Raw genomic sequence first — 26531 nt, forward strand, 5'->3', positions numbered from 1 at the left:
ACTCAAGCCTGCAGCATCGAGTCCAGCTCAGCGGCGATCGCGGACTCGGGCTCGTTGCGGACGGTCGAGAGCTCTCGGATGACCAGGTTTCGCGCGGTCTGCAGCATCTGCCGCTCGCCGTGCGAGAGGTTCTTGGTGTGCTTGAGGAGGCTCAGGTCGCGGTACACCTCGCCGACCTCGAACAGCGAACCCGTGCGGATCTTCTCCATGAAGCCGCGGTAGCGCCGATTCCAGGTCTGGCGATCGCACGGGACCTCGTGGTCGCGCAGCAGATCGTAGAGCTCGTCGATCATCTCGCCGTCAGCGAGCGGACGCATGCCGTTCTCTTCGGCCTTCGCCACCGGCACGATGATCTTCAGCCCGGAGCCGAGGACGCGCAGGTGATAGAACTGGAAGGGGCGCGACTCGATGATTTTCGTCTCGAGGGCCATGACTTCGGCGACACCGTGAGTCGGGTAAACGGCCTTCTCACCAACGTTGAATCGGGGTTGCATCGGCAGTTCGTCTCCAGGCGTTTGCGCGCGCCCCTCTGCACCTCTTGTGCCGCCTGCTTGGCAGCGTGCGTCGTGGGGACGAAAACCCCCACCTTCAGGGTAGTTCCGGACAGTTGGGCCCGGTGCAGTCCAGCTCGGCGTGTTCGCGCAGGGTGCTCTTTAAGTGGAAAAAAGGCCCAGGGGGCCGATCGAGAGCAATTCTGCGAGGGGACGGCGCGTCGAGCGGTTGGCGCGGCGGAATGGGCGAAGAAGCAGCGACAAGCCAAGGGGTCGGAATTCGGACGGCCGCCCGGACACCGGTCGGCCACTTGCCGGCCATAGCGAGGGGTGGAGCCGGCACTTCAAGGTGGCAACAACTGTCGCCACTCCGGACGAGCGGGTTTGCCCGCCTGTCGGGCAAAGTAGATAGCAGCCGGGTAAGGCGCGTCCAGTGAAAAGAACGCTGTGAACCTGGCATATCTCACTGCAGGGCCACGATCCGCCATCCCTGAGGAGTCTGCTCGAGCGTCAGGGCGCGCCCGGGCTCGTAGCGCAAGATCGCGCGCTCCATCCCGGGGGTGTACTCAATTGCCCCAGGTTGCTTCAGGAGTTGCTCCAGAAGATCGGCTCGCCGATTCCAATCGTCGCGGAGGCGCGAAGAGAGATCGTCCGCGAGCAGCGCAGAAAGCGCACCGAGATCGGCCCGCCGAACTGCGGCCAGAAAGGCCCGAATCGCGCCTGCCGGGGTCGAGAGGTCCGGCAAGCCCGGCAGGCCGGTGACGACTTGATAGTGTCCGCCGACCATCGCCCACGCGAGCACTGCGCCGTCGTGGACGGTCTCGCCGCCGCGCACCGGCGGCTTGAGCGCCGGCGGCAAAGTGTCGAGCGCAGCCTTCGCCGCCGAACGCTCGGCGGCCTGCGCCTTCCAGCGCGCCGTGAAGACCTCCTTGGAGGTGGCGGCGCGCAGCTCCGGGCCGAGCAGAGCGTACGCTGCGGCCGGATCGTCGGCGGTGAGGGCGCGGGCATAGGCCTCGCGCAACGCTTCGGGACTGCGCGCGCCGCCACCGCCGCGACAGGCGAGCAGCAACAGACCGGCGAGCAGCAGCGGCGAGCGGCGAGGCGCAGACCGACGGACGCCAGGTTCGTCGCGGAGCGTGGGCAAGGCTCGAAGGCTTCCTGTCACGAGGGCCAGGTTCGGCTCAGGCCTTGGGCCCGCTGCGCTTGTCGAGGATGATGTCGTGGGCGAGGTCGTCGCGCATGCCGGGATAGTCGATCGTGTAGTGGAGGCCGCGCGACTCCTTGCGCTGGCGGGCGCACTCGATGATGAGGCTGCCGACGAGGGAGATGTTGCGCAGCTCCAGCACGTCGCGGGTCACGCGGAATTTCCAGTAGTACTCGAGGATCTCCTCGCGGATCAGGTCGAGGCGACGCCGTCCGCGCTCGAGCCGCTTGTCCGAGCGGACGATGCCGACGAAGTTCCACATGGCGGCTCGCACCTCCTCCCAGTTGGCCGAGACCATGACGGCCTCGTCGGAGTCGCGCGCGGCGCCCTCGTTCCACGGGCTGACGTGATCGGGCGGGCTGCGGCCGAAGTCTTCGCAGGCCTGGGCGGCGCCGTCGGCGAGGACGACGGCCTCGAGCAAGCTGTTGGAGGCGAGGCGACAGGCGCCGTGGAGGCCGCTCATCGCGACCTCGCCGATCGCCATCAAGCCGGGGATGTCGGTGCGCCCGTGGCGATCGACGACGACGCCGCCGCACATGTAATGGGCCGCGGGGACCACGGGGATCGGATCCTTGCGCATGTCGATGCCGACAGACATGCAGCGGGCGTGGATCGCCGGGAAGCGGGCGACCACGTAGTCCGGATCGAGGTGGGTCATGTCGAGGAACACGCAGCGCTCGCCCGACCGCTTGAGCTCGGCGTCGATCTCGCGGGCGACGACGTCGCGCGGGGCGAGCGAGCCCATGGCGTGCCGCTCGGCCATGAGGTCGCTGCCGTCGGCCCGCCGCAGGATGCCGCCCTCGCCGCGCAACGCCTCCGAGATCAGGAAGGTGTTGGCGTCCGGGTGGTGCAGGCAGGTCGGGTGGAACTGCATGAACTCGAGGTTGGCGACCGAGGCGCCGATCCGGTAAGCGGCGGCGATGCCGTCGCCGGTGGCGACCGCGGGGTTGGTCGTATAGCGGTAGACGCGGCCGGCGCCGCCGGTGGCGAGCACGGTGATCGGCGCGACGAAGGCTTCGACGCGGTCGGCCGCGCTGTTGAGGGCGTAGACGCCGAAGCACCCGCGGCTGCCGTCGACCTTCGACCAACTCAGGAGGTCGATGACGGTGTGGTGCTCGTGGATCGTAATGTTGGGGTGCGCGTGCGCGGCGGCCAGGAGGGCGCGCTCGATCTCGGCGCCGGTGGTGTCGCGGTGATGCACGACTCGCCGGTGCGAGTGTCCCCCCTCACGCCCGAGCTCGAAGGGGGCGTGCTCGTTGTCGCCGACGCGGTCGAAGCGGACGCCGTAGCGCTCGGCCAGGCGGCGCACGAGCGTGGGCCCGCGCTGGACGGCGTAGGTGACCATGTCGCGGTTGCACAGGCCGGCGCCGACGGTCAGCGTGTCCTCGATGTGCTCCTCGAGCGAGTCGTCACCCGCGAACACGGCCGAGATCCCGCCCTGCGCCCAGCGTGTGTTGCTCGACTCGGCGCGGTGCTTGGTGAGGATCACCACCGGCCCGCGATCCGCGACCTCGAGGGCGAAGTAGAGGCCCGCGAGCCCGCTGCCGAGCACGAGGTAGCGCGCGTGATGGATCGGCGTGCCGGCAACCATGGTCGTGCGGCGAAAGTAGCAGAGCGGCGGGGCCGGTCGACAAGGGTCCGTGGCGGCGATAGGCTGGGTCGGTGGGAGCGAATCGGCCCATGTTGCCGCGCGGGCGCCGAGGGGCGAGGTGGGCGGTGCTGGCGGCGAGCCTGGTCGCGCTGCCGGCCGGTGCGGCGGAGCCGACCTACCGCCGCTACACGGACGCGCAGGGGGTGGTCCACGTGACTCCCGTTCGCGCTGTCGGCGCGGGCCGGCGCGAGGTCGAGGAGATGCCCGGCAGCGGCGGCGAAGGCGGTGCGCCCAAGACGGCCGCCTCGGAGGCGGAACCCTCGGCGCCGCGCCGCGATCCCCAGGTCGAGGTCGCCGAGGCGATGGCCGACGAACGCTCGCGCCGCTGGGAGACGCACATCCGCGGGGCGGCGCGGCTGTATCAGCTGCCCGAGTCGCTGGTGCGCGCGGTGATTCACACTGAGAGCAACTACTATCCCGGCGCGGTCAGCAGCACCGGGGCGATGGGGCTGATGCAGCTGATGCCGTCGACGGCGCGCTTCCTCGGGGTCCAGCAGCCGTTCGACCCGCGCCAGAGCATCTACGGCGGGGCCAAGTTCCTGCGCCTCCTGGCCAACCGGTTCGGCGGCGACATGGTGCTGGTGGCGGCCGGCTATTTCTCGGGCGCAGGCGCGGTGCAGAAGTACGGTGGGGTACCGCCCCACGCGGGCGTGCGGGCGTACGTGAAGGCGATCCTGCGCCGGTTCTACGCCTACGAGCGGCTGCTTCAGGACGGGGCCGGCGGGGCGAGCCCCGCGCGGGCGATCGCCGGGCCGTGAGTCGCCGCCGATCTCGCCGGCAGGCGCGTCTTGTCTTGGACCTGGCCCGGGCTTCGCGGTAGGCTCCCGCCGCCTCTGTGAAGAGATACGAAGGTTTCCGCCGGGAGATCCTGAATCTCCCCAATATGATCACCATCGGCCGGGTGTTCCTCATTCCGCCGGTGCTCATGTTGATCGACAAGACCGACCCGTGGCGCTGCGTGCTGGCGTCGCTGTTGTTCACGGTCGCGTCGCTGCTCGACCTCATCGACGGCTGGCTGGCCCGCCGCTCCGGCCTGGTGACGGTGTTCGGCAAGTTCGTCGACCCGCTCGCCGACAAGATCATGGTGGCGGCGGTGCTCGTCTACCTGGTCATGGACGACCGCGCACCGGCGTGGCTGGTGGTGCTGCTGCTGACCCGCGAGTTCTACATCAACGGGCTGCGCTCGCTGGCCAGCTCGGAGAACATCATCATCGCGGCGAGCGCCGGCGGGAAGGCGAAGACCGCGTTCCAGCTGACGGGCATCTCGTTCTTGCTCATGCACTACCGCTACCGGCTGCCGGGCGTCGAGGAGGCGCTCGACTTCCACCGCGTCGGTCTGGTCCTGCTCGGGCTGTCGGTGTTCGTGTCGATCATCAGCGCGGTCGACTACACGTTCGGCTTCCGCGAGGCGCTGGCGCAGAAGAACGCCGAGTGAGCCGCGCGCGCCAGATCGCGGCGCTGGCCGCGTCGGAGCCGGGCGGGGCGCTGGCGTGGCTCGACGGCGGTGGCGGACGCGGGTTCGTGGCCGTCGAGCCCGACCTCGAGGTGGTAGCGGACGACCTGTCGGCGCTGCCGGCGATCGAGGCGTTCTGGCGGGCCGAACCAACCTTCGTGTGGATCGGCTGGCTGACCTACGAGGTCGGCACCGCGGAAATGCTCGGCCGCCCGGCGACCGCGGCGACGCTGCCGGGGCTGGTGCTCCGCCGCTATCGGGCAACGCTCGAGCTCGGAGCGCGCGAGCGGATCCACGGCGACGCGCGGGCCGGGGCGGAGCTGCTGGCGCGGCTCGCCGGCAGCAGCTGGCCCGAGGGACAGGCGTGGCCGCTCGGTCCGGTCGAGGCGTTGATGGCGGCCGAGGACTATCGCGCGCGGGTGCGGCGGGCGCAGGACTTCATCGCCGCCGGGGAGACGTACCAGATCAACCTGACGCAGCCGTTCGTGGCCAGGTGGCTGCCGGAATGGGCGGGTCGGCCGCTGGCGGCCAGGGCGGCGGCCGCGTATGCGGCCGTGCAGGCGGCGACCCCGGCGAGCATGGGGGCGCTGCTGGCGGTCGAGGCCGGGCGGCCGTGCGGGCGCTGGGTGATCTCCAACTCGCCGGAGACGCTGCTGGCGATCGAGCTGGGTGCCGGAGAGGACGGGGGCGACCTGGCGCGCTCGTGGCCGATCAAGGGGACGCGTCCGCGTGGCGCAGATCCGGCAGGCGATCGGGCGGCCCGGGAAGAGCTGACGCAGAGCACGAAAGATCTGGCCGAACATGTGATGATCGTTGATCTTGTTCGCAACGATCTCGGCCGGATCGCGCACCCCGGCTCGGTCCGTGCGCCGGCCCGCCCGGAACTGGTGACGCTGCCGACGGTGCACCACCTGGTGTCGGAGGTCCGCTGCACGCTGCGTCGCGGATGGACGCTGCCGGAGGTGGTGGCGGCGGTGTTTCCCGGCGGGAGCGTGACCGGGGCGCCGAAGCGACGCACGGCCGAACACATCGAGCGGCTCGAGCAACGGGCGCGCGGGATCTACTGCGGGGCGATCGTGGCGCTGACGCCCGATGGGCTGCGCTGCAGCATCCCGATCCGCACGGGGATCGCCGACACGGCGGGGCTGTGGCTGCAGAGCGGCGGGGGGATCGTGATCGACTCGGATCCCGAGGCCGAACGCCACGAGTGCTGGGCGAAGGTGCGCGCGTTCGAACGGGGCTGAGAGGCCACGTTTTCGAGCCCCGGCCGCGCAACTACGCGTGGAAGGTCATGGCGGCGCTTCCCGGGCTCGGTCTTCACTGCGCGAGAGTCTCGCGTGCCGTTCGTGCGACTCCTGGGCACGAGCGAGGAGCCGAAAGCACCGGGTCTTCGGTGCCCGGCAGTCTCGGGTCTGCCGGTGAGACTCCCGCATCTGGTTTGCGGGGCGGCGCGAGCAAGGCGTCAGGCGACATCCAGGTCGAGCGGGCTCGGGGCCCGATCAGGCTCAGGCTGCGGCCTTGGTCTCGGGAGGATTCTCTTTTGTTTCAGGCGGTTGCGCGTGAAACATCAAGTAGGGGATCAGCAGGAGGACGCCGACGACGAGGGCGATGTCGGCGACGTTGAAGTTGGGCCAGCACAGACCGCGGGGGTTCCAGGGGGCGCACACGCGGATGAAGTCGACCACACCGTGGCTGAGGTTGCCGAAGGGGTCGGCGTCCTGGCGCAGCAGGCGGTCGTGCATGTTGCCGAGGGCGCCGCCGATGATGCTGCCGATGGCGAAGAAGCCGTAGAGGCGGTCGGTCGGCAGCTTGCGGACGAGGGCGGCCATGTAGACCACCGTCACCAGGGTGACGAGGATGAAGAGGGGCCGCGAGAAGTCCTGGCCGCGCAGGAAGCCGAAGGCGGACCCGGTGTTGAAGCTGTAGGACCAGTGGAACCAGTTGCCGATCGCGGCGATCGCCTTGTTCGGCGGCCGGAGGTTGTCCCAGGCCCAGCTCTTGGTCACGAGGTCGAGGATCAGAAACACCGCGGCTGCGGACGCGGTGACGAGGATCGGCCGGAGCCGGGCAGACTTCGAAGCTGGCGTGTCGCTCATGTAGGGCCGCTAAACCCGGCCAGTGTACCCGAGGCACCCGGGCGAGCAAGCGCAGCCGCCGCTGCCGCCGGAAGCCCCGGGGAGGTCGCCAGGGGCAGTCTGGGGCAGCTTGCGAGGTCGCAGCGCAGCCGCGGGTGACGCGCTCACGAAGCGGCGCGGCCGTCGGCGGCAGCTTCGGTGCGCGGAAGCACGAGCAAGAACAACAACACGCCGGCGACCAGGACGGCGTCGGCGATGTTGAAGGCCGGCCAGGTCTTGCCGCCCCAGAGGTAGACGACGATGAAGTCGACCACGCAGTAGTCGCCGGCATAGACCCGGACCAGTCGGTCGTGCAGGTTGCCGAGGGCGCCGCCGGCGATGAGACCGATGGCGACGAAGGCGGCGCGGCTGGTGGTCGGCAAGGTCCGCGCGAGGTGCACGAGGTAGCCGACCGCGGCCAGGGTGATGACGATGAAGAAGTAGCGCGCCCAGTCGACGTCGTTGAGGAATCCGAAGGCCGAGCCGGGATTGCAGGCGAAGTCGAAGTGCAGCAGCTTGTCGCTGACCTTCCAGGCCGCCTGGTCGCGCAGGTTGTTCCAGACCCACGCCTTGCTCCAAAGGTCGAGGCCGAGGCTGAGAGCAGCGATCACCGCAGCGAGGGCGATCCGCGGTCCGCGTGTGGGTTCGGGTGGGGCGGCCATGGCGGGCGCGGAGCATACCAGGGTCGCGCCCGCCGTGAACCCGTTGGCGCGACGAGAACCGTGCTGTAGATCGACGATCGGGCTCGCCGGGGACGGCGCAGCGGTACGGCGCGGAGAGATCCGCGGGGCTCGCCGAGGTCGACGCGAGGGCGAAGGGGACGGCGATCGGGCGGGGTGCTCGAAGTCCGACGAGCGGACTCAGCCGGGCGCGTCCGCTGGCGGAGCTTCAGGAGCGCTGGAGCAGGTCGAACAGGGCCGGTCGGCGGCGGCGCGGCCAGGTCGACCGCGGATGGGCGAGGGCTCGCCGGCCACGAGAGACGCGCTGATCCATGGCCTGGCGCGTCATGCCGTCGAGGGCGACGGGACGTTCGGCCTGCAGCTCGGTGAGCTCGCGCCGTTCCTCGCCGAGCAGGGCGGCGAGAGCGTTCTCCAGGAGGACCGCTTCCGGCAAGCGGAGCTCGCGGAGGGCCGCGCGGAGGCGGGCACGCATGCGCAGCTCCTCACGGGTGTCCTCGCCGGTGTCGCGCAGCTCCTCGGCGCGTGTCTGGGCGTCGCGGGCGAGCGAGACCGAGGCGGCCGCGAGCAGGACGGTCAGCGGGCGGACCTCGGGGTCGGCGAGCTCGGGGCGGTGCAGCAGCGTGGCGACCTCGGCGTAGGCGATGGCGTCGACGTCCGACTCCTCACCGCCGACGACCTCGAACTCCTCGCCGCGGAAGGCAGTGACGAACAGACGCAGGCGGATGGCCTCGAACACCAGGAGCTCCGCCAGAGCGGCCTGGAGGGCGCCGCGCCGGTCGTCGTCGCCGCCGCGGGCGAAGTCGACGAGCATGTGCTGCAGCGGCGGATTGCCGGCGCCGTTCGCGGCAAGCCGCGCCCAAGGCTCCAGCTCTTCCGGGATCTCGAGGAAGAGGGCGTCTCGCAGGCCCTGGTGGAAGTTCTGGAGCGCCGGGAAACGCGGGTCGCGAACGGCAGTCAGAAGCGAGAGGCCCTGGCGGCGCGCGCGCAGGGCCTCGTCGGCGAGGACGTCGAGCTCGGACTGGAGCTCGACCACATCAAGGGGGGCGGCGACGCCGCCACCGGCCGGGAGAGGAAGGAGGTGGGTGACGGCGGCGGCGACGTTCATGGCGTGCTCAGGGGTTTAACCACCCGCCCGGGGCACGCAAGATCAGGGGCTCTCCGGGGTGTGAGAGGGATGCAGGAGCGACACTCGCAGGAGCGTCTTCAGGCGCGCGTTGCCGACCTGCTTGCCGATCGCGGCCGGGCCGGGCGGCCGCTCCCACCGCGGGGGGGGGCGACCGGCGAGGGCGGCGAGGCGCGCGAAGATCTCGCGGCGCGGGGTGTGATCGTCATCGACGACGTTGACGACGCTGCGCTGATCCGGCGGGAGGCTCAACGCGGCGAGCACGGCCTGCACGGCGTCGTCGCGGTGGATCAGGTTGGTCGGCTGCATGCCGTCGCCGGGCAGGACGGCGTCGTCGGCGGCGCCGCGATAGAGGCGGAACAGCTCGCGGCCTGGGCCGTAGAGGCCGCCGAGACGGAGGATCGTCCACGGCACGTCATGGCGAGCGCAGGCGTCTCGCACCAGCTCCTCGGCCTCGCGCTGGACGCGACCTCGCGGCTCGTCGGGCCACTCGGCGCAGTCGTCGTCGAGCCAGGCGTCGCGGTCGGGCAGGGCCGAGGTCGAGGAGGTGTAGACGAGGCGCGCGAGCGGGAGGGTCGCCGCGGCCGCGAGAAGTCGCCGGGTGCCCTCGATGTAGAGGTCGCGGCGGTCCTGCTGCTTGCCGGGGGCGTAGCAGACGACCAGCGCGCGCGCGCCGGCGAGGGCCGCGGCGATCTCGAGCGGAGCGCGCGCGACGACATCGAGCGCGCGGAGCTCGATGCCCGCGGGGACATGTCCGTTGGGCCATGTCCCCGAGCGCGTGGTCGCGAGGACAGGTGAGTCGCCGGCGCCGGCGAGCGCGGCCGCCACCGGGGCGCCGAGGAAGCCGGCGCCGACGACGGCGATCGAGGTGGGCAGAGGGGACGCGCCGGCGGGCACGCTCAGAACGAGACGCCGCCGCCGAACAGGAGGTCGAGGCGGGCGACGAAGAAGGTCGGGCAGTACACGCCGGGGCCGCCGCAGCCGTAGTAGCGGTTACCGGGCCCGAGGCTCATGTCGAAGTGGGGGAACTGCAGCCAGACGATCCAGCGGTCGTCGAGCATGAGCTTCAGCGCCATGCCGAACTGCAGGTTGGCGGCGTGGTACGGGTACCGGTAGTAGTACCCGCCGTCGAAGTAGTTCCACGACATGAACTGGTAGCCGAGGGAGACGTTCGGCGAGAGGTAGAGGCCGAGGTCTCGCTTCAGCTGGATGTCGTAGGTGAACTTCGGGGCGATCACGAAGCCGAAGCGGCGGTAGCCGAACTCCTCGTTCAGGAGGACGCCGAGCGCGGGACCCGAGGCGTTGCCGCTGAAGTGGCCGCTGAACTCCTGGGTCAGCTTGAAGGAGCCGTAGCCGCCGAAGCCGGCGCAGGGGAAGCCCGGAGCGCCGCACCCGTAGTATCCGGGCGAGCCGGGGCCGTAGTAGTACGACGAGCCGCCGATGCCCCACGAAGGGCCGACACCGAACAGGAACTGCATCGGCCGGGTGCCTGGCCGGAGCACACGCGGGACGGCTGCTTCAGCGTCCGTGGGAGCGACCGTGCTGCCGAGGAGGGCGGCGCCGAGGACCGCGGCGGCGAGGCCGAGGCGACGTCGGCGACGACCAGTAGTGACAGGCAGGGGACGGTCCGAGGTGGTAGCCTGGGTCATGGGGACTCCTGCGAGCGAGGGATGAGGCACGCACCGTAGACCGGGGCGCGTGCGCCGATTCTAACGCCTGTTGCGGCAGTCGAGGAAGTTCGGGGTTGCACGGAGAGGCTCCGGGGGTGAGGGCACCCAGGACACTGCCGACGACGCGAGTGTGATCTACGCTGCGGTTGGTGCCAGTGGAACGGGGCGACGAAGTGGCGATGACGATTCGGGCGCAGACGCGCACCGCTCGCCACCAGCGGGTCGCTGCGGCGGTCGAGTCACGTCGGCTCGAGCGCCGCAGGCGAGCGAAGATCCTGGCGATCTGGGCGGTGGTCTCGACGATCGCCGTGATCGTCACCGCCCTCATCCGCGGCGTGTTTGACCCGCTCGAACTGGTGTTTTTCGCGAGCACGCTGGGGACGATCGCGTTCGCGTCGTTCTCGGGGGTGCTGGCTCGCCCGGGCTGGCTCATCGAGCGGCAAGCGCTGGCAGGGGCGGACGCGGCGCTGGCCCTCGACCACCTGCCGCCACGCGTGGCCGAGCTGGCCCGAGAGACACGCGCGCTGCGCCTTGCGGTCGAGGCAGCCGACCCGGCGGACGTGGCCATCGACGCCTGGGTGTGGAGCTGGATCCGCAGCGTCCGCGAGCTCGGCGCCGACGAGCGCGAGCTGGTCGCGCACGTCGGGATCTCGACCCGCGACATCGAGGCGGTGCTGCTCGGCGAGGCGCTGGAGGCTGTCCCCGCGGACAGGTCCGCCTTGCCGGCCAGGCGGGCGGAGGCTCGCGATCCGCAGCTGGCGCCGGTCGAGCTGGCGGCGCTGACGCGCCGGGTCGAGCTGCTGGCCGAGCACTTCGAGGCGTTCGAGGTGGCGCTGCTGCGCTACCGGCCGGGGATGTACCGCGGGTCGTGAAGGACATGTCCCTGCGGACATGCTCTTCACGACATGTCCTTCAGGACTCGCGGAAGCTGACCATGACGGCGTGGGCGTCGTGCTTGTGCTCGAAGTTGGTGGCGCGGCGGAAGGCGGTGGCGTCGACGACGATCGGGTGCTTGATGTGGGCGACGGCGCCGGGCGGCAGGTAGGGCAGGCCGAAGCGGCCGGCGCTGTACTTGAAGAGCGGCTCGGGGATCGGGATCGGCTGGCGCCCGGTGCCGCGGGCCAGCGTCGACAGCGGCACCGGCGGCGGGCCGGCGACGTTGTAGATCCCGCTGAGCTGGTGATCGACGGCGCGCACGATCGCCTCGACGCCGTCCTCGTCGTGCATGAAGTGGTAGAGCGGATCGAAGCCGAGGATCATCGGCACCCGCGGTCCGCCGAGGAAGCTGGCGAGGGTGCCGCGATGGGTCGGACCCAGCATGTAGACCATGCGCAGGACGGCGGTCTTGAGCCCGGGCCAGCGCCACAGCGCGGCGGCGGCGAACAGGTCGGCGGCGACCAGGTCGGCCAGCTCGGGGAAGGTCGACACGGCCAGCGGCGGCTCCTCCTCGGTGCGGTAGAGCGGCGCGTCGGGGGCGGCGCCGTAGATCGTGTGGCGGCCGACGAACACGGCCTGCTTGACGCCGAACTCGTGGCAGTACTCGAACACGAGGCGCGTGCCGTGGAGGTTGATCCGCAGCCGCTCCTCGGCGCTGGCGGTGAAGTGGGTGATCGTCGCCATGTGGATGACGACGTCGGGCCGGTGCTGGCGGAACACGTCGGCGGCCGGCCGCTTGCGCACGTCGGTCTGGAACACGTGCACGCCCTCGGGCGCGTCGGGCCAGGGGCGCCGGTCGATGCCGAGGATCTCGTCGCCGCGGGCGCGCAGGCGCAGGGCCACCATGCGCGCGTGGGCGCCGTTGATGCCGGTGATCAGGATCTTCATGGTTCGGGGTCGCTCGGGCCGGAGGACGACGACGCGTCGGGCGCGTCGGGCGAGGGGTCGGACGGGCTGTCCTTTGGTTCCTGTTCGAAAGTTCCGTCGGTGCGCTGGCGGTGGAGCGCGCAGCCGCGGAGGACCAACAGCTCGACGACGCTCTTGACCTGCTCGACGTAGCCCTCGATGACCTCGTCGGGCTCGCGGCCGGTGCCGGGGAAGTGCATCGGCTTGCCGTAGTGGATCTCGCAGCCGAGCGGCAGCGGGAACGGGACGAGGTAGGGCGGGACGGGCCAGTAGGGCGCGCCGACGACCTTGGCCAGAGTCTTGGCGTGGTAGACGGTGGGCAGGGCCTCCTCGCCGCCGATGAAGGCGAAGGGCACGATCGGCGCGCCGGTCTGCAGGGCGATCCGCATGAAGCCGGTGCCGAACTGGACCAGGCGGTAGCGATCCTTGAAGAGCTTGCCGGTGCCGCGCGCACCCTCGGGGAAGATCATCAGGAGGCGGCCGTCCTGCAGCAGGCGCACCGCGTGCTCGGGCAGGCCGGGCAGCTGGCCGACGCGCGAGAACCACTCGGACACGAACGGCCAGTTGCCGGCGAACTTCTCGACCATGCCGGTGGCGTGGCGCGGGAGCTCGCGGGCGAAGAACAGCGAGGCGAGCACCATGCCGCCGTCGACCGGGAGGCCGCCCGAGTGGTTGCCGACGAGCATCGCGCCGCCGCGCTCCGGCACGTTCTCGATGCCGAAGCACTTCACGCGGAAGTAGTTCTTGTAGAACACCTCCAGCATCGAATAGAAGACGCCGAGGTGCTTCTTGGAGATCCCGAACGGATCCATGCCGTATTGATTGAACGGGAGCTCGAGACGTTCGAGGCGGTCCCGGACGTCGCGGCTGGTGAGAGTCTCGAGGCGGAACGGTCCCATCCGGCTCGAGGAAGTCTCAGGCGGCCCGGCTCCTGAAGCAAGTCGCACGCGAGAAGCCGCGGCGAGCGAGGTTCTGTGCGGCCCAGGACGCTGCGGTCCGGACCGCGCGCCGGGGCCGGACGCGTGCGACGGTCGGGGCACTTCGAGCCGGCCTCGCTCGTTCTCCGCCACGCGGGCCGCGACGCTCGCCGGTCACGGAGCGGGCCGACAAGCCCTGTCCTCGCGCCGCGCAAGCCTGTCGGCTTCCGGCGCGAGGACGACTGGCGATGCCCGGTCGCGGCACTAACCCGAGCACTTCAAGGTGCTGCCGAGGATGGTCGAGCTCGCGTTGCCGCCGTGCGAGGTCTTGATCTGCGCGAGCTGATAATAAACGGTCTTGTTGACGCCGTAGTCGGGGAGCGGGCCGAGAGAGATGCGCGGGTCCTCGCCGTTGAGCTCGATGGGCACGCCGATGTTCGAGCACGGGAAGCCGCCGGCTTCGAGCGGCGCGCCGAGGGTGAACATGGTGGCTTTCGAGGTCGGACTGCCGGTGCGCAGCTTGCAGAACACGTCGGCGTCGGCCTGGTCGCAGCCCGAGGCGCCGCCCCACGAACAGGTGCCGGCGCAGTACAGCTGCGGGACCGAGGCGAAGTCGTAGAAGCACTCGTCGGTGCAGCCGACGCCCGCGTACGGATCGGCGCCGTCGCAGTACTCGAAGCCCTTGGACTCGTTGATGTCGACCTTGTACACCTCGCCGTCGCCGCAGGTCGGGCCGAGCTCGCTGCAGCCGGGGGCGCAGCCGTTGTAGCTGTTGTCGTTGAAGCCGTCGTCGCACACCTCGACGCCGTCCCAGATGATGCCGTCGCCGCAGCCGGCGGCGACGCAGCCCGCGAGGCAGCCGTCGACGTCGCTGTCGTTGCCGTCGTCGCACTCCTCGCCGGGCTGAGCCCAGCCGTCGCCGCACACCGGGAGCAGGCACATGGCAGTGCACGTGTCGGTGTTCTCTTGATTGCCGTCGTCGCAGTCCTCGCCCTCGTGGATGATGCCGTCGCCGCACTCGGGCGCACGACACAGCGAGGTGCAGCTGTCGAGGTCATCGTCGTTGCCGTCGTCGCACTGCTCGGCGCCCTCCACGACGCCGTTGCCGCACTCGCCGACGGGCTCGGTGGTGGAGGTGGTGGGCTCGCTGGTCGGGCCCTGCGACGTGACTGTGTCGGTCGGATCCGGCGTCGTCGCGGTGCCGTCGGTGTCGACGGTGGTCGGGTTGCCGGTGACGGTCTGGATCCCCGTGCCTTCGTCCTCCGTGGTCGAGCCGGTCGTCTGCATCGGCTCCGCGGTGGTCGTCATGTTCTCCGTCGGCGTGCAGGCCGCGAACGCCAGCAACCATCCTAATCTGCGCATATAAGGACGGTAGGCCGGCCTGTGCGCGATTGCAAGCGTGTTTGCCGCAGTGCGCCGGGCCTCCGCGCCAAAACGTCGATCGGGGCGAAGCTGCGCGTCGACCAACGAGAACGGGCCCGGATGTCGCCAGGACACCACGGGCCCGCGCGCGCGTGCGCCGACGATCAGGCGCTGGTCTTGGCCCCGAGGACGCGGGCCATGGTCGAGCCGAGGTCGGAGGGCGTGTCGGCGATCGTCACGCCGGCCTCGCGCAGCGCGGCCAGCTTGGCCTCGGCGGTGCCCTTGCCGCCGGAGATGATGGCGCCGGCGTGGCCCATGCGCTTGCCCGGGGGGGCGGTGACGCCGGCGATGAAGCCGACCACGGGCTTGGTGACGTGCTCGCGAATGAAGGCTGCGCCGTCCTCCTCGGCCGAGCCGCCGATCTCGCCGATCATGATGATGCCCTCGGTCTCCGGGTCGTCCTGGAACAACTTGAGGCAGTCGACGAAGTTGGTGCCGTTGACCGGATCACCGCCGATGCCGATCGCGGTGCTCTGGCCGAGGCCGAGCGTGGTCAGCTGATGCACTGCCTCGTAGGTGAGGGTGCCGGAGCGCGAGACGACGCCGACGCGGCCCGGGGTGTGGATATACCCGGGCATGATGCCGATCCGGCACTGCTTGGGCGTGATGATGCCGGGGCAGTTGGGGCCGAGCAGGCGCGAGCCGGGCTTGTCCTGCAGGTACCGCTTGGCCTTGACCATGTCGGCCACCGGGATGCCCTCGGTGATGCAGACGATCAGCGGCACGCCGGCTTCCGCGGCCTCCATGATCGCGTCGGCGGCGAACGGCGGCGGCACGAAGATGACGCTGGCGTTGGCGCCGGTCTTCTCGACGGCGTCGCGCACGGTGTGGAACACCGGGACGCGGCCGTTCAGCACGGTCTCGCCGCCCTTGCCGGGCGTGACGCCGCCGACGACTTGAGTGCCGTAGGCGAGCGACTGCTCGGCGTGGAAGAGGCCGACCTTGCCGGTGATGCCCTGGACGATGAGGCGGGTGTTCTTGTCGACGAGGACGCTCATGGCTTGACAAGCTCCACGATCTTGGTGGCTGCGTCGCGCAGGCTGCTGGCGGTGGTGATCGCAAGGCCGCTCTCGTCGAGCATCTTCTTGCCGAGCTCGACGTTGGTGCCCTCGAGACGGACGACCAGCGGGACCTGGAGGCCGACCTCCTTCACCGCCGCGATGACGCCGGTGGCGATGGTGTCGCACTTCATGATCCCGCCGAAGATGTTGACGAGGATGCCGCGCACGTTCGGATCGCGGGTGATGATCTTGAACGCCGCGGTGACGCGCTCGGCGGTCGCGCCGCCGCCGACGTCGAGGAAGTTGGCCGGCTTGGCCCCGACGTACTGGATGATGTCCATGGTCGCCATCGCCAGGCCGGCGCCGTTGACCATGCAGCCGATGTTGCCGTCGAGCTTGACGTAGCTGAGGTCCCAGCTCTTGGCCTCGAGCTCGCTCGGGTCCTCCTCGGCGGGGTCGCGCAGCTCCTCGAGATCCTTGTGGCGGAAGGTCGCGTTGTCGTCGAACGAGACCTTGCTGTCGAGCGCGAGCACCTGGTCGTCGCCGGTGACGACCAGCGGGTTGACCTCGAGCAGGGCGCAGTCGAGGCGGTCGTAGGCGGCCGCGAGCGCGAGCAGGAACTTGACGAAGCGCGGGGCGACCGGGTCGACGAGGCCGAGCGCGTAGGCCAGCTTGCGCGCCTGGAACGCCTGCAGGCCGACGGCCGGGTCGATGGACTCCTTGAGGATCTTCTCCGGCGTGTGCGCGGCGACCTCCTCGATGTCCATGCCGCCCTCGGTCGAGGCCATGACGGTGTTGCGACCGGTGGCGCGATCGAGGGTGATGGCCAGGTAGAGCTCGCGGGCGATGTTCATGCCCTGCTCGACCAGGACGCGCTGGACCTTCTTGCCCTCGGGACCGGTCTGGATGGTCACGAGGGTGTTGCCCAGCATCTTCTCGGCGTACTGCGCCGCCTCCTCGGCCGACTTGACGACCTTGACGCCGCCGACCTCGGGCTGCTCGACGAAGCGGCCCTTGCCGCGGCCGCCGGCGTGGATCTGCGACTTGACGACGACGACCGGGTTGCCGGTGCGCTGGATCAGGTCGGCCGCGACGATCTTGACCTCGCCGGGGGTGAACGCGACGCCGCCGAGCGGCACCGGCACGCCGAGGCCGCGCAGCAGCTCCTTGCCTTGGTACTCGTGGATCTTCATCAGGTCGCCTGGCCTTTCCCGTAGGGCAGGAGGGCCACCAGCTCGCGCACGGCGTTGGCCGAGACCTCGAGCATGCCCTTCTCCTTGTCGCCGAGCTTCATCTCGATGACCTTCTCGACGCCGCCCTTGCCGATCACGCACGGGACGCCGATGAAGAGGTCCTTGTAGCCGTACTCGCCCCCCAGCAGCGCGGCGCACGGGAGCACGCGCTTGCGGTCGCGGACGATCGCCTCGACCATCGCCACCGAGGCCGCCGCCGGCGCGTAGTAGCCGGAGTAGCCGAGCAGGCCGACGATCTCGCCGCCGCCGCCGCGCGTGCGCTGGATGATCGCGTCGATCTTGTCCTGCGGCAGCAGCTCCGTCAGCGGGATGCCGGCCACCGAGGTGTGGCTCGGCAGCGGGACCATGGTGTCGCCGTGGCCGCCCAGGACCATGCCGTGGATGTCGTCGACGCTGACGTTCAGCGCCTCGGAGATGAAGTACTTGTAGCGCGCCGTGTCGAGCACGCCGGCCATGCCGATCACGCGCTCCTTGGGGAAGCCCGACTCGGCGTACATGACGTGGCACATGGCGTCGAGCGGGTTCGAGACGCAGATCAGGACCGCGTTCGGCGAGCGGCTCGCGATCTCGCGGGTCACGCCGCCGACGATCTTGCGGTTGATCTCGACCAGCTCGTCGCGGCTGGTGAACTTGCCGGTCACCGGGTCCTTCTTGCGCGGGACCCCGGCGGTGATCACGACGACATCGCTGTCGGCCGTCTCGTCGTACCCGTTGGTGCCGACGATCTTGAGGTCGAAGCCCATGACCGGCGCGGCCTCGGCGAGGTCGAGCGCCTTGCCCTGCGGTACGCCCTGGACGATGTCGACGAGGACGATGTCGCCGAGGTGCTTCTGGGCGGCCCAGTGCGCGGCCGTCGCTCCGACGTTACCGGCGCCCACGATCGTGATCTTGTTGCGACGTGACATGTGCGAGATCTTTCCCCCTAGGAGGTCCGCGCTGCATATACCAGCCGCAGCGGCATCGGAGCAACGGCGGCGAAGCGGCCGATGAACGCAGATCCCGCGCTCTGGCGTGATTCTCGGCTGCAGGTGCGAAAATGCGCCCGATCCGGACGGCCGATCGACGGCGAATCGGACCCGGCGACTACTGACGCGTGGGAGCCGCCGGCGTGATCGTCAGCTCGACCTTCGTCCCCTCGCGATCGACGACCAGCGGGACGGCGACGCCGGGCTGCAGCTCGCCGAAGCTGGCCATGTAGTCGTCGATGTTGTGGATCTCGCGCTTGCCGATCTTGACGATGATGTCGCCGGCGCGCAGTCCGGCGGCCTCCGCGGGGCTCTTGGGGCGGACGCCCGACAGCTTCATGCCGTCGGCGTTGGCGGCGTAGTCGGGCACGGTGCCGAGCGAGACGCGGAAGCCGCCGCCGCGCGGGGTCGCGGCCGCGACCTTCTTGAAGTCGAGGACGGGCTGCTCGCGCAGCATCAAGGCGACCAGGCGGACGCTGAGGTCGGCGATCGCGGCGGCGCCGTCGAGGTTGATCTTGTCGAAGTCGTCGCTCGGCCGGTGGTAGTCGTCGTGCGCGCCGCTGAAGAAGTGGAGGACGGGGATGTCGACGGCGTAGTAGCTGGCCTGGTCGGAGGCGCCGAAGCCGTCCTCGCTCGGCTTGACGACGAGGGTCCGTGCGGCGTCCTGCGGGTCGACCTTGGCCCGGTCGAGCAGGCCCGGCCAGACGCTGCTGGTGCCGGTGCCGACGACGATGACGGTGTTGTCGCGCACGCGCCCGACCATGTCGAAGTTGAGCATGGCGACGATGTCCTGGCGCGCGTCGGGCGAGAGCGACTCGACGACGCGCTTGCTGCCGAGGAGGCCCATCTCCTCGGCGGCGAAGGCGACGAACTGGAGGTCGAAGGGCCGCGCCTCGGGCGGGAGCTGGGCGAGGGCGGCGGCGACGCCGAGCAGGGCGGCGACGCCGGAGGCGTTGTCGTCGGCGCCGTTGTGGATGGCGTCGACGCCGGGCGCGAGCGAGGAGCTGCTGCCGTGTCCGAGGTGGTCCATGTGCGCGCCGAGGACGATCCGCTTGCGACCTGTCCCTCGGAGCAGGCCGGCGACGTTGGCGGTGGTGGCGGTGACGCGCTGGATCGGGCTGTGCAGCGAGCCCTTGCTGGTGGCGCCGACCTTGAGGCCGCCGTGCGGGTTCTCGGCGGTGACGGGGCCCTTCTTGCCGAAGGCCTTGAGCAGGTCGGCGGTGCCGGCGGCGGAGACGGTCAGCGCCGGCAGCTGGAGGTCGTTGGCCTCGCCGTGGTTGGGGTACGGGACGGCGACGTCCGGCCGCCAGAGGATGAAGCCGACGGCGCCGCGATCGCGCGCGGCGATGAGCTTCGACTGCACGCGCGACTTGGCGGGGTCGCTGTGCGGATCGGCGGGCGCGCCGCTGCGGGCGACGACGATGGCGCCCTTCACCTTGTCGAGGATCTTGGCGTAGTCGCCGCTGTCGGGGGTGTCGCCGGGGATCCCGTAGCCGACGTAGACGACCTTGGCGGCCACCGGGGCGGCGCTGGCGGCGGCGAACGGGATGAGGGTGTGGGCGATCGGCTTGCCGCCGAGCTCGAGGATGCTCTGCTCGCCGGCCCGCAGGACGACGCCGTCGGTGAACTCGAAGCTCTGGCGGTAGCTGTCCCCAAAGCCAGGTTGCAGGCCGAGCTGACGGAAGGCCTGCTCGATGTGCTCTTCGACCCGCTGGTCGGCGGCGGTGCCGGGCGGGCGGCCCTCCTGGGCGTCGTCGGCGAGGAAGGCGAGGTGGCCGCGCAGGCGCTCACGGTCGACCGGCGGCGGGTCGCGCAGGGCGGTGCGCGGGGTGTCGCTCGCGGACTCGGGCTGGCTCGTCGGGGTCTGCGTCGGCTGCTCGGGCCGGCAGGCGAGCAAGGAGGCGAGGAAGAGCCAGGTGGCGCGGGACGACGACATGGTGCGAGAGGATGCGCGAGCGCGGACGAGCGGCGCAAGAGGCGGGGCCCGGGCCGGCGATGCGAGCGAGCTGTCCCGGGAGACATGACCCTCCGGACTCATGACGGGCGCGGGCGCCGGTCAGGGTCGGGCGCGGCGGTCGTGATCGGACTTACGCGCGAGGACGCCTCCTGAGAGGATTGGGGATTCTCGGGAGGATCGAAAGGTACGGCGTTTGCTTGCGGAAGCGGCAGATGCGGCGTCGCTTCGGGCTGCGACTCTCGGCGGCGAGCCACACTCCCGGTGGTGTTCGCCGCGCGCGCTCGAACCTGTCTCTTCGGTCAGCTCCGGGCGGCCGGCGACGCAGGTGGCGGGCGCCGGGAGCGACACCCGCGAGCGGGGGCTCACAGAGGTTCGTGGGCCGGCTCGACGCGGATGGCGCGCCGAACGCGAGGTCCTCGTGGGGGTGCGTGGCCCGGGCGTGCCGACGAGCGACGAATGTACACGGCCTTCGCGGCCGCGAACGAGGAGATGAATATGTGGCTTAGAACATGGTACATCGGACATGTCTTTGGGTTCATGGCTGTCGTGACAGGTTGCGATCCGAAGGATCCGGGGGTCACGGGCGGGACCGTCAGCGAGGGGACGACGGGCGGTGGGAGCGACAGCGAGGGGATGACGGGCGGCGGGAGCGAGGGGACGACGACCGTGCCCGACACGACCACCAGCCTGGCGACGACCGACGGGCCGGGCGAGACGACCGACGGACCGGACGAGACGACGACGGGAGGGGGACACGACACCGACTCGGGGTCGACGCCGGAGGACTTCGCGTGCGAGGGCGGCGCGTGGCTGTTCGTCGATCCGGAGCCGAGCGGCGCGGGCCAGGTGTCGCTCGCGGCCGACGGGCGGGCGCGGGTGTTCAGCTTCGGTCTGGCGCGTCAGTTCGACGCCGCGGGGACGCTGGTTGCGACGGCGCCGATCCCGTCGGGCGCGGTCCACTGGGACATCGACGCCGCGGGCAACGGCTACGGGATGTTCCGCGACGAGGAGGGCGTGTCGCCGCGGAAGTGGTTGCGCAAGTTCGACCCGGCCGGGGCGATGCTGTGGGAGCGCGACCTGGGGCCGCGCGATCAGGGCTACGCGTGGGGCTACGACATCGCGGTCGCGGCCGACGGGACGACGGTGTACAGCGATCGCGCGGCGGTCGGCGACGGGACGCGGATGGTCAAGCACGCGGCCGACGGGACGCTGCTGTGGGATCTCGAGGTCGAGGAGCAGCTCGAGGTGACGGCGATCGGGGCGTCGGGGGCGATGGCGGCGCTGGTGTGGAACGAGGGCGTCAGGCTGCTCGACGCCAGCGGTGCGGAGCTGTGGACGCGGCCGTGGGAGCTCTCGGTGCTCAGCACGGCGGCGATCGACGGCGCGGGCGCGGTGGTGGTCGGGGCCGAGATCGGGTCGTCGGCGGTGAAGATCGGCAAATTCGCGGCCGACGGGACGCCGCTGTGGGACACGTTCATCGAGGAGATGTGGGGCTTCGGCGACCTGGCGGTCAACGCGAGCGGCGAGATCGCGGTCGGCGGCGAGTACAGCAACGAGCCCCCGTTCCGCGCGATGGTGGCGCGGCTCGACGGGTCCGGGGCGAAGCTGGCGGTGTACGGCTGCGACAGCGATTCGTGGGAGGTCGACGTGGCGATCGACGAGGCGGGGACGATCTTCGCCTCCGGCGCGGTCAACTTCGACGCCTATCACACGTTCGCGACCGCGTTCGAGTGAGTCCCAGGTCGAGGAGGTCCATGCAGGCGGCGGCCCGATCGACGCCGCTGCGAACTGTCCCGAAGTTCAGGCCGGCGACGGCGAACAGGTCGGGTTCGCGACCGCGTACGAGTGAGTCCCAGGTCGCGGAGGTCGCGGCAGGCAGCGGCGGCCCGACCGCCGCTGCTGCGATCTGTCCCGAAGTTCAGGCCGGTGGCCGCGAACAGGTCGGGTGGGCGACTGCTTACGAGCGAGTCACAGGTCGAGGAGGTCGCGACACGCGGCGGCGGCCCGGCCGACGCTGCTGCGATCTGTCCCGAAGTTCAGGCCGGCGGCGGCGAACAGGTCGGGCAGGCGGGCGCGGGCGCCGAGGCCGAGGGCGCGGCGGAGGTCGGCGACGGCGGTCGCGGGCTCGGCGAGGGCCCGCCGGTGCAGCTGGACGGCGCCGAGGCCGGCGATGGCGTACTCGATGTAATAGAAGGGCAGCTCGAAGACGTGCAGGCGGCGCTGCCAGAGAGCGGCGCGATCGGCCTCGAGGCCGCTCCAGTCGACGCCCGGGCACAGGCGTCGGTGCTGCGCGAGCCAGGCGGCGTCGCGAGCCTCCGGATCGCGGGCCTCGTCGGGGCGGGTGTAGACCCAGTGCTGGAAGGCGTCGATGGCGGCGGCGTGCGGGAGGAAGAGGACGAGCTGCTCGAGCTGGTGCCGGGCCGCGAGGGCGCAGGTGTCGGCGTCGTAGAAGGCGTCCAGGTGGGCGGCGCCGAGCAGCTCCATGCCCATGCCGGCGACCTCGCAGAACTCGATCGGCGGGCGGCGGTTCCAGATCAGCGGGTCGCCGGCGCAGGCGAGGGCGTGGAAGGCGTGGCCGCCCTCGTGCAAGACGGTGAGCAGATCCTCGTGGCGGCCGACGGCGCCGGCGAACACGAACGGGAGGCCGCTGGCGGGGAGGTGGACCTGGAAGGCGCCGGCGGCCTTGCCTGGCCGCGACATCAGGTCCAAAAGGCCATGTTCGGCGAGGCGCGAGAACTGGCGGGCGAACTCGGGATCGACGGCCTCGAAGGCGCGCGCGCAGCCGGCGATGAGCTCCTCCTCGCGGGTGAAGGGGGCGAGCGGGCCGCCGGGCAGGACCGCGGGGTCCCACGGGCGGACGGCGGACAGGCCGAGCGCGGCGGCGCGGCGGCGGAGGACGCGGGCGGCGAGCGGGACGAACTCGGCGGCGACGGCGTCGTGCAGGGCGAGGCAGTCGTCGGGGCCGTAGGCGAGGCGGCCGAGGCGGCGGAAGCGATAGGCGCGGTACTCCGGCAGCTCGGCGGCGGCGGCCTGGGCCCGGCGGTTGGCGAGCAGGCGATCGAACAGGTGATCGAGCTCGGGCTTCACGGCGCGGAAGCCGGCGGCGACGGTCCGCCAGGCGGCCTCGCGGCGGGCCCTGTCGGGGTGGTCCTCGCTGCGCTCGACCTGGACGAGGGGCGCGTCGACGCCGTCCCAGCGGAAGCGCATGCCGGCCCGCAGCTGGCCGTAATCGGCGCACAGGTGCTGCTCTTCGGCCTCGAGCGGGACGAGGGCCGGACGGTAGAGCTCGGCGCGGCCGCGCAGGACGGCGAGGGCGCAGGCGTGGCCGGGCGGGAGGCGTCCGGCGGCCGGATGCTCGGCGAGCCGGTGAGCGAGGGCGTGACGCAGCGGCTTGCAGCCGGGGCCGAGGATGTCGACCTGCGCGAGCCAGGCGCGCGCGGCCTCGGGATCGTCGGCGCTGCAGCTGGTCTCGATCTGCCGCCGCGCCTGCTCCTCGGCGAGGTGACTCTCGAGCTCGGACCAGTCGCGCAGCCACTGCTCGAGGGTCCACGGATCGTCGGCCGGGAGCGGCCGCGCGCCGAGCTCGCCGTAGCAGGCCTCGACGTCGGCGAGCCGATCGAGGCGCACGCGGGCTGGCAAGTAGCGCCGCGGCGGCGGCGGGAGCGAGCCGAACACGCCGGCCAGGGTAGCACCGCAGAAGGCCCAGGCCGGTCGCGGCGCGGCACGTCGGCCGGCGGGCGCAGGATCACGAGGATGTCGACGTGCGCGCTCCGGAGGGACCATGCTCGGTCGAATCAGTCGGTCGCGGGCCACACGGGCGATAGCGAGTGCAGTGAGCGCAGGCCCGGGTTGCGCGCGCGCTCACGAGGACGTCGAACGAGCCCGCCGCGGTCCGGGATGGGCGACCGCGAGTGCAGTAAGCGCATGTCCCGGGTTGCACGGCAGGCGACCGAGCTCGTCGACGTGCCGCGGCGGCACGAAGCCATGAGCGGCCGGGTCGAACCTTCTCGGGGGCGACTCACCGGGAGCCTGGTCGAAAAGACAGGTCAGTCGGGGCGCAGGCCGCGGGTCATCACGCCGACGGTGCGCTCGATCTCGAGGTCGTCGTCCCACGGGTGGTCGGGCAGGATCGCCAGGCGCGTGATGATGTAGCCGGCGAGAGCGCTCATGAGGATCCGCAGGACCGTCTCGGGCGGGTCGTCGCGGATCTGGCCGCGCGCCTGGTACTTGCGGATGACCGCGAGTAGCTCGGGGATGACGTGGCGGCCGATGTGGTGGAACACCATGCGCCGCAGCTCGGGGCTGAGCGGGACCTCTTGCAGGAAGATCCGCAGCGCCGGCACGTGCTCGCGCGCGACGTCGAGGCGGTTGCGGGCGAACACCCGCAGGAATTCGGCGAAGTCCGGGTAGTCGGTGTCGATCAGCCGGTTGAGGTCGCGGAAGGCGATCGGCGCCAGCACGCGCTCGACGAACGGCTCGAGGATGTGGTCGAGCAGCAGCTGCTTGGTCTTGAAGTGGCGGAAGATCGTGCCCTCGGCGACGCCGGCGCGGCGGGCGATCTCGCTGGTCGCGGCGCCCCGAAAGCCGCGCTCGGCGATCACTTCGATGGCAGCGCGGACGATGCGCTCGACGCCGCGCACGGGCTCCGGATCGTCTTCGCGCGTGCTCGCCATGACCTCGAGAGGATGGCCTGAGTGAGCACTCACTTGCAAGCCGCGGGAGGTCGTGGCACGGTGAGTGAGCACTCACTTGCAGGAGCGGAGCGATGGAGTCGATCGATGTGCTGGTGGCGGGCGCAGGGCCCACGGGCTTGACGATGGCGTGCGAGCTGAAGCGGTACGGGCTGAAGGTGCGGGTGATCGATCCCGCGCCGCGCACGACCGAGCACTCGAAGGCGCTCGTGATCCACGCGCGCACGCGCGAGGTGTTCGAGGCGATGGGGCTGCGCGCGGTGGTGGAGGCCGAGGCGCAGGCGCTGATGGCCGTGCAGCTGTACTTCGAGGAGCAACTGCTGGGCACGCTCGACGTGAAGCGGCTCGGGCCCGATGTCCCGACCCCGGTGTTCCTCGACCAGAGCTCGACGGAGCGGATCCTCGCCGAGCAGCTCGGACGTCTCGGTGGGGCGGTCGATCGCGGGCTGCGGCTGTTGTCGTTCCGCGACGAGGGCGGGCAGGTGGTGGCGACGATCGGCGGCGACGACGGGCGCACCGAGTCGGTGACCGCGCGCTGGCTGGTCGGCTGCGACGGTGCCCACAGCGCGGTGCGACACGGGCTCGGGCTGCCGTTCGAAGGCTCTGCCTATGAGGACATGTTCGATCAGGCAGATCTGAAAATTCGCTGGGATCGGCCGCCAGGGCTCGGCTGCGCGTTCCTGCGGCCCGCGGGGCTGGTGGTGTTCGCCCCGCTGCCGCGCGATCGCTATCGCATCATCGCGATGGGAGGCGATGGCCACGCGCCCGAGCCGACGCTCGAGATGTTCCAGAAGCTGGCCGACGAGCTGGTGCCCGGGGCAGTGCTGCACGACCCCGAGTGGATCCTGCGGTTCCGCCTGCACCACCGCATGGTGACGAGGATGGCGGTGGGCTCGGTGTTCCTCGCCGGCGACGCGGCGCACATCCACAGCCCTGCCGGCGGCCAGGGGATGAACACGGGGATCCAGGACGCTTTCAACCTCGCGTGGAAGCTGGCGATGGTGGCCCGCGGGGCGGCGCAGCCGGGGCTGCTAGCGACCTACGACGCGGAGCGGCTGCCGGTGGCGAGGCGCACGCTCGAGCTGACGGATCGGCTGTTCCGCGGGGCGACGAGTCGGCGGACCATGACGGTCCGCAAGCTCGTCGTCAGCGCGGTGCTGCGGTCACGCACGCTGCAGCGACGGCTGGTGCGGCGCATGTCGCAGACGGGCGTGTCGTATCGCAACACGCCGGCGGCGATCGACGCTCGCGGGTGGCCGCGACTGTCGCCGCGAGCCGGCGATCGAGCGCCGGCAGCGATGCTCCGCGCCGGGGACACGACGGTGTCGTTGCACGCGCTGGTGGCGAGCGAGGCGAGGATGACCCTGTTGCTCATGCACGGATCGTCGCGCTCGCAGGCGCTGTCGATCGCGGGTCGGGAGCTGGCGGAGAAGTGGGGACGATCGCTGGTGGTTCGCGACCTGGTCCTGGGTACAGGCGACGCGGAGACTCTCGGCGATGTTTCGGGCGCGGTGGTCCGCGGGTGGAGAGTGCGCGCGCCTGAACTCGTGCTGCTGCGGCCCGACGGGCACATCGCAGTGCGCGCGCCGCTTGCTCGCATCGACGAGTTGCAGGCTTACGCGGCGCGCTGGTTCTAGCGTGGCGGAGGGCCAGCGAGGCTGCCCAAGAGGCCGCGCTCGCAGCACGTGTACGAGCTACTTGTGGTTGAGGCCGAAGTACGCGGCGAGCAGGCCGAGCAGCGGCGCGACGAACCACAACACGCGACCGGCGCCGGGCTTGCGGGCGACCAGAGCGGGGGCAGCAGCGAGGCAGATCCACGCGAGCAACTTGGGATGGACCCAGCCCGGCATGGCGCCGCCGTACTTCACGCCGAGCATGCCGAAGCCGGCCGCGACGATGAGCAATGTTCCGACCCCGTGCGTGGCGGCGACGAGGCCGCGCGCGGGGTTGGTCTCGCGAGTGCCGCCGGCGATGCCGTGGAACGCGAGGCCGCCGAGGCCCATAAAGAGGAGGACGATGCCGAAGATGTGGAGGACCAGGAAGAGCTCGTAGGACACGGCGGCGGCGAGCCTCGCACGCCTCTGCGCGATTTGACAA

24 protein-coding genes are annotated in these 26531 nt (G+C 71.0%); 6 read left to right on the forward strand and 18 right to left on the reverse strand.

Features of this window, described 5'->3' with window-relative positions; genetic code table 11:
- Window positions 1–2: 2 nt before the first annotated feature.
- The 3 genes from O0S08_RS18910 to nadB all read right to left on the reverse strand — a co-directional run bounded on the left by O0S08_RS18910 (window position 3) and on the right by nadB (window position 3286).
- Complete coding sequence (locus O0S08_RS18910; protein ID WP_096333423.1) at window positions 3–494, reverse strand: CarD family transcriptional regulator; 492 nt, start codon at window positions 492–494, stop codon at window positions 3–5.
- A 460-nt stretch (window positions 495–954) separates the two neighbouring features.
- On the reverse strand, window positions 955–1635 hold the full coding sequence (locus O0S08_RS18915) for a hypothetical protein (protein ID WP_269040583.1): 681 nt from the start codon (window positions 1633–1635) through the stop codon (window positions 955–957).
- A gap of 37 nt (window positions 1636–1672) precedes the next feature.
- Complete coding sequence (nadB, locus tag O0S08_RS18920; RefSeq protein ID WP_269040584.1) at window positions 1673–3286, reverse strand: L-aspartate oxidase; 1614 nt, start codon at window positions 3284–3286, stop codon at window positions 1673–1675.
- Window positions 3287–3411: 125 nt separating this feature from the next.
- Between nadB and O0S08_RS18925 the strand changes: the two genes are divergently transcribed.
- The 3 genes from O0S08_RS18925 to O0S08_RS18935 all read left to right on the forward strand — a co-directional run bounded on the left by O0S08_RS18925 (window position 3412) and on the right by O0S08_RS18935 (window position 6043).
- Complete coding sequence (locus O0S08_RS18925) at window positions 3412–4104, forward strand: lytic transglycosylase domain-containing protein (protein WP_269040585.1); 693 nt, start codon at window positions 3412–3414, stop codon at window positions 4102–4104.
- 77 nt (window positions 4105–4181) lie between these two features.
- The gene (gene pgsA / locus O0S08_RS18930) at window positions 4182–4781 is read left to right on the forward strand and encodes a CDP-diacylglycerol--glycerol-3-phosphate 3-phosphatidyltransferase (RefSeq protein ID WP_371879540.1); all 600 of its coding nucleotides are present in this window, start codon (window positions 4182–4184) and stop codon (window positions 4779–4781) included.
- The gene (locus tag O0S08_RS18935) at window positions 4778–6043 is read left to right on the forward strand and encodes a chorismate-binding protein (RefSeq protein WP_269040587.1); all 1266 of its coding nucleotides are present in this window, start codon (window positions 4778–4780) and stop codon (window positions 6041–6043) included. The genes pgsA and O0S08_RS18935 overlap by 4 nt, the downstream gene beginning before the upstream one ends.
- Window positions 6044–6304: 261 nt before the next feature.
- Here the strand turns inward: O0S08_RS18935 and O0S08_RS18940 are convergent, their stop codons facing one another.
- The 5 genes from O0S08_RS18940 to O0S08_RS18960 all read right to left on the reverse strand — a co-directional run bounded on the left by O0S08_RS18940 (window position 6305) and on the right by O0S08_RS18960 (window position 10194).
- Window positions 6305–6895, reverse strand: a complete 591-nt coding sequence (locus tag O0S08_RS18940; protein WP_269040588.1) for a signal peptidase II — start codon at window positions 6893–6895, stop codon at window positions 6305–6307.
- 143 nt (window positions 6896–7038) lie between these two features.
- Window positions 7039–7575 (reverse strand): signal peptidase II, encoded by a 537-nt coding sequence (lspA, locus tag O0S08_RS18945; protein ID WP_269040589.1) that lies wholly within the window; start codon window positions 7573–7575, stop codon window positions 7039–7041.
- A gap of 226 nt (window positions 7576–7801) precedes the next feature.
- A complete protein-coding gene (locus tag O0S08_RS18950; protein ID WP_269040590.1) occupies window positions 7802–8698 on the reverse strand; it encodes a hypothetical protein in 897 nt (298 codons plus the stop codon).
- Between the two features lie 42 nt (window positions 8699–8740).
- Window positions 8741–9613: an NAD-dependent epimerase/dehydratase family protein gene (locus O0S08_RS18955; RefSeq protein WP_269040591.1), complete on the reverse strand. Its 873-nt coding sequence runs from the start codon at window positions 9611–9613 to the stop codon at window positions 8741–8743.
- A 2-nt stretch (window positions 9614–9615) separates the two neighbouring features.
- The gene (locus O0S08_RS18960) at window positions 9616–10194 is read right to left on the reverse strand and encodes a hypothetical protein (protein WP_269040592.1); all 579 of its coding nucleotides are present in this window, start codon (window positions 10192–10194) and stop codon (window positions 9616–9618) included.
- A 371-nt stretch (window positions 10195–10565) separates the two neighbouring features.
- Here O0S08_RS18960 and O0S08_RS18965 point away from each other — a divergent pair, with 371 nt between their 5' ends.
- Window positions 10566–11258 (forward strand): hypothetical protein, encoded by a 693-nt coding sequence (locus O0S08_RS18965; RefSeq protein WP_269040593.1) that lies wholly within the window; start codon window positions 10566–10568, stop codon window positions 11256–11258.
- Between the two features lie 40 nt (window positions 11259–11298).
- Here O0S08_RS18965 and O0S08_RS18970 read toward each other — a convergent pair whose 3' ends face one another.
- From O0S08_RS18970 to O0S08_RS19000, 7 genes are all read right to left on the reverse strand, one after another.
- Window positions 11299–12210: an NAD-dependent epimerase/dehydratase family protein gene (locus tag O0S08_RS18970; protein WP_269040594.1), complete on the reverse strand. Its 912-nt coding sequence runs from the start codon at window positions 12208–12210 to the stop codon at window positions 11299–11301.
- Entirely contained in the window at window positions 12207–13127 is a 921-nt protein-coding gene (locus tag O0S08_RS18975) for a lysophospholipid acyltransferase family protein (RefSeq protein WP_269040595.1), read from the reverse strand. Before O0S08_RS18975 ends, O0S08_RS18970 begins: the two co-directional genes overlap by 4 nt.
- A 282-nt stretch (window positions 13128–13409) precedes the next feature.
- The gene (locus O0S08_RS18980; protein ID WP_269040596.1) at window positions 13410–14507 is read right to left on the reverse strand and encodes a DUF4215 domain-containing protein; all 1098 of its coding nucleotides are present in this window, start codon (window positions 14505–14507) and stop codon (window positions 13410–13412) included.
- A gap of 164 nt (window positions 14508–14671) precedes the next feature.
- Window positions 14672–15565, reverse strand: coding sequence for a succinate--CoA ligase subunit alpha (sucD, locus tag O0S08_RS18985; RefSeq protein ID WP_269040597.1), 894 nt, complete (start codon window positions 15563–15565; stop codon window positions 14672–14674).
- Window positions 15562–16761: an ADP-forming succinate--CoA ligase subunit beta gene (sucC, locus tag O0S08_RS18990; RefSeq protein ID WP_269040598.1), complete on the reverse strand. Its 1200-nt coding sequence runs from the start codon at window positions 16759–16761 to the stop codon at window positions 15562–15564. The genes sucD and sucC overlap by 4 nt, the downstream gene beginning before the upstream one ends.
- Window positions 16761–17726 carry a malate dehydrogenase gene (gene mdh / locus O0S08_RS18995; RefSeq protein WP_269040599.1) on the reverse strand — a complete coding sequence of 322 codons (966 nt, stop codon included), beginning with the start codon at window positions 17724–17726 and terminating at the stop codon, window positions 16761–16763. The genes sucC and mdh overlap by 1 nt, the downstream gene beginning before the upstream one ends.
- Before the next feature lie 178 nt (window positions 17727–17904).
- Window positions 17905–19722: a M20/M25/M40 family metallo-hydrolase gene (locus O0S08_RS19000; RefSeq protein WP_269040600.1), complete on the reverse strand. Its 1818-nt coding sequence runs from the start codon at window positions 19720–19722 to the stop codon at window positions 17905–17907.
- 558 nt (window positions 19723–20280) lie between these two features.
- On the opposite strand from O0S08_RS19000, the gene O0S08_RS19005 reads away from it, so the two are divergent.
- Complete coding sequence (locus O0S08_RS19005; RefSeq protein WP_269040601.1) at window positions 20281–21477, forward strand: PQQ-binding-like beta-propeller repeat protein; 1197 nt, start codon at window positions 20281–20283, stop codon at window positions 21475–21477.
- Window positions 21478–21711: 234 nt separating this feature from the next.
- Here O0S08_RS19005 and O0S08_RS19010 read toward each other — a convergent pair whose 3' ends face one another.
- Together O0S08_RS19010 and O0S08_RS19015 are read right to left on the reverse strand one after the other, a co-directional pair.
- The gene (locus tag O0S08_RS19010; RefSeq protein WP_269040602.1) at window positions 21712–23418 is read right to left on the reverse strand and encodes a M3 family metallopeptidase; all 1707 of its coding nucleotides are present in this window, start codon (window positions 23416–23418) and stop codon (window positions 21712–21714) included.
- A gap of 371 nt (window positions 23419–23789) precedes the next feature.
- Window positions 23790–24416: a TetR/AcrR family transcriptional regulator gene (locus tag O0S08_RS19015; RefSeq protein ID WP_269040603.1), complete on the reverse strand. Its 627-nt coding sequence runs from the start codon at window positions 24414–24416 to the stop codon at window positions 23790–23792.
- Window positions 24417–24508: 92 nt separating this feature from the next.
- On the opposite strand from O0S08_RS19015, the gene O0S08_RS19020 reads away from it, so the two are divergent.
- On the forward strand, window positions 24509–26071 hold the full coding sequence (locus O0S08_RS19020; protein WP_269040604.1) for an FAD-dependent monooxygenase: 1563 nt from the start codon (window positions 24509–24511) through the stop codon (window positions 26069–26071).
- Window positions 26072–26128: 57 nt separating this feature from the next.
- Here O0S08_RS19020 and O0S08_RS19025 read toward each other — a convergent pair whose 3' ends face one another.
- Entirely contained in the window at window positions 26129–26491 is a 363-nt protein-coding gene (locus O0S08_RS19025) for a hypothetical protein (protein WP_096333403.1), read from the reverse strand.
- Window positions 26492–26531 lie beyond the last annotated feature (40 nt).

Origin of the sequence: Nannocystis punicea, from assembly GCF_026965555.1 — a bacterium.
In the GTDB taxonomy this organism is placed as follows: domain Bacteria; phylum Myxococcota_A; class Polyangia; order Nannocystales; family Nannocystaceae; genus Nannocystis; species Nannocystis punicea.

Bases quoted from the DNA above. Each gene is read 5' to 3' on its own strand.
- O0S08_RS18910 (WP_096333423.1), bottom strand. From the start codon at position 494: ATGCAACCCCGATTCAACGTTGGTGAGAAGGCCGTTTACCCGACTCAC.
- O0S08_RS19020 (WP_269040604.1), top strand. From the start codon at position 24,509: ATGGAGTCGATCGATGTGCTGGTGGCGGGCGCAGGGCCCACGGGCTTG.
- mdh (WP_269040599.1), bottom strand. From the start codon at position 17,726: ATGTCACGTCGCAACAAGATCACGATCGTGGGCGCCGGTAACGTCGGA.
- O0S08_RS19000 (WP_269040600.1), bottom strand. From the start codon at position 19,722: ATGTCGTCGTCCCGCGCCACCTGGCTCTTCCTCGCCTCCTTGCTCGCC.
- O0S08_RS18975 (WP_269040595.1), bottom strand. From the start codon at position 13,127: ATGGGACCGTTCCGCCTCGAGACTCTCACCAGCCGCGACGTCCGGGAC.
- sucC (WP_269040598.1), bottom strand. From the start codon at position 16,761: ATGAAGATCCACGAGTACCAAGGCAAGGAGCTGCTGCGCGGCCTCGGC.
- O0S08_RS19015 (WP_269040603.1), bottom strand. From the start codon at position 24,416: ATGGCGAGCACGCGCGAAGACGATCCGGAGCCCGTGCGCGGCGTCGAG.
- lspA (WP_269040589.1), bottom strand. From the start codon at position 7,575: ATGGCCGCCCCACCCGAACCCACACGCGGACCGCGGATCGCCCTCGCT.
- O0S08_RS18970 (WP_269040594.1), bottom strand. From the start codon at position 12,210: ATGAAGATCCTGATCACCGGCATCAACGGCGCCCACGCGCGCATGGTG.
- O0S08_RS18960 (WP_269040592.1), bottom strand. From the start codon at position 10,194: ATGCAGTTCCTGTTCGGTGTCGGCCCTTCGTGGGGCATCGGCGGCTCG.
- O0S08_RS18980 (WP_269040596.1), bottom strand. From the start codon at position 14,507: ATGCGCAGATTAGGATGGTTGCTGGCGTTCGCGGCCTGCACGCCGACG.
- O0S08_RS18950 (WP_269040590.1), bottom strand. From the start codon at position 8,698: ATGAACGTCGCCGCCGCCGTCACCCACCTCCTTCCTCTCCCGGCCGGT.
- O0S08_RS19005 (WP_269040601.1), top strand. From the start codon at position 20,281: ATGGCTGTCGTGACAGGTTGCGATCCGAAGGATCCGGGGGTCACGGGC.
- O0S08_RS18965 (WP_269040593.1), top strand. From the start codon at position 10,566: ATGACGATTCGGGCGCAGACGCGCACCGCTCGCCACCAGCGGGTCGCT.
- O0S08_RS18940 (WP_269040588.1), bottom strand. From the start codon at position 6,895: ATGAGCGACACGCCAGCTTCGAAGTCTGCCCGGCTCCGGCCGATCCTC.
- nadB (WP_269040584.1), bottom strand. From the start codon at position 3,286: ATGGTTGCCGGCACGCCGATCCATCACGCGCGCTACCTCGTGCTCGGC.
- sucD (WP_269040597.1), bottom strand. From the start codon at position 15,565: ATGAGCGTCCTCGTCGACAAGAACACCCGCCTCATCGTCCAGGGCATC.